Origin of the sequence: Klebsiella sp. MS 92-3 (genome assembly GCF_000195655.1) — a bacterium.
Lineage (GTDB): Bacteria > Pseudomonadota > Gammaproteobacteria > Enterobacterales > Enterobacteriaceae > Klebsiella > Klebsiella pneumoniae.
The window spans coordinates 143203-144915 of sequence record NZ_GL882770.1 but is presented as its reverse complement, the minus strand read 5'-3'; the positions used below and the strand labels follow the sequence as shown (position 1 = coordinate 144915).

General features: G+C 59.8%; 1 protein-coding gene. It reads left to right on the top strand.

What is annotated here, in order from left to right; translation table 11 throughout:
* On the top strand, positions 1-1688 hold a 1688-nt coding region (gene argS, locus HMPREF9538_RS19875), incomplete at its 5' end, for an arginine--tRNA ligase (RefSeq protein WP_009484447.1).
* Positions 1689-1713 lie beyond the last annotated feature (25 nt).

Below are 1713 nucleotides of genomic sequence, written 5' to 3'. Positions count from 1 at the left end.
GCGCGGCGGGCGCGCCTGCCGATTGCGAACCCCAGGTCCGCCAGTCAGCAAAAGTTCAGTTCGGCGACTATCAGGCCAACGGCGTGATGGCTGTCGCCAAAAAGCTGGGTATGGCGCCGCGACAACTTGCAGAGCAGGTACTGTCTCATCTTGACCTCAACGGCATTGCCAACAAGGTTGAAATCGCCGGGCCGGGCTTTATCAATATTTTCCTCGACCCCGCGTTTCTGGCGGACAACGTCAACCGCGCGCTGCAGTCTGAGCGCCTGGGCGTCACGAAACCGCAGGCGCAGACTATCGTCGTCGACTACTCGGCACCCAACGTAGCGAAAGAGATGCACGTCGGCCATCTGCGTTCGACCATCATTGGCGATGCTTCAGTCCGTACCCTGGAGTTCCTGGGTCATAAGGTGATCCGCGCCAACCACGTCGGCGACTGGGGCACCCAGTTCGGGATGCTGATCGCGTATCTGGAAAAACAGCAGCAGGAAAACGCCGGCGAGATGGCCCTGGCCGACCTCGAAGGTTTCTATCGCGAAGCGAAAAAGCACTATGACGAAGACGAAGCCTTCGCCGAGCGCGCGCGCAGCTACGTGGTTAAGCTGCAGGGCGGTGATGAGTATTTCCTACAGATGTGGCGTAAGCTGGTCGACATCACCATGTCGCAAAACCAGATCACCTACGATCGCCTGAATGTGACCCTGACCCGCGATGACGTGATGGGTGAGAGCCTGTACAACCCGATGCTGCCGGGGATCGTCGCCGATCTGAAAGCCAAAGGGCTGGCGGTTGAGAGCGAAGGCGCTACCGTGGTCTTCCTTGATGAGTACAAAAACAAGGAAGGCGAACCGATGGGCGTCATCATCCAGAAAAAGGATGGCGGCTACCTCTATACCACCACCGATATCGCCTGTGCGAAGTATCGCTATGAAACGCTGCACGCCGACCGCGTGCTCTACTACATCGACTCTCGTCAGCACCAGCACCTGATGCAGGCGTGGACCATCGTGCGCAAGGCAGGCTACGTGCCGGACTCCGTGCCGCTGGAGCACCATATGTTCGGTATGATGCTGGGGAAAGACGGCAAGCCGTTTAAAACCCGCGCCGGCGGTACCGTGAAGCTGGCGGATCTGCTGGACGAAGCGCTGGAGCGCGCCCGTCGCCTGGTGGCCGAGAAGAACCCGGATATGTCGGCTGACGAGCTGGAAAATCTGGCGAAAGTGGTGGGTATCGGCGCGGTTAAATATGCCGACCTGTCGAAAAACCGCACCACCGACTACGTCTTCGACTGGGATAATATGCTGGCGTTCGAAGGCAACACCGCGCCGTATATGCAGTATGCCTATACCCGCGTGCTCTCCGTGTTCCGCAAAGCCGGCATCGACGAAAACGCGATGATCGACGCGCCGGTGGTCATCGCCGAAGATCGCGAAGCTCAGCTGGCCGCGCGCCTGCTGCAGTTTGAAGAGACCCTCTCCGTGGTCGCTCGCGAAGGGACGCCGCACGTGATGTGCGCCTACCTCTACGATCTGGCGGGCCTGTTCTCCGGCTTCTACGAGCACTGCCCGATCCTCAGCGCGGAAAGCGAAGAGACCCGCAACAGCCGTCTGAAGCTGGCGCTGCTCACGGCGAAAACCCTCAAGCTGGGTCTCGATACCCTCGGTATCGAAACCGTCGAGCGTATGTAACAAGCAACCCCGCGGAAGCCGGGGT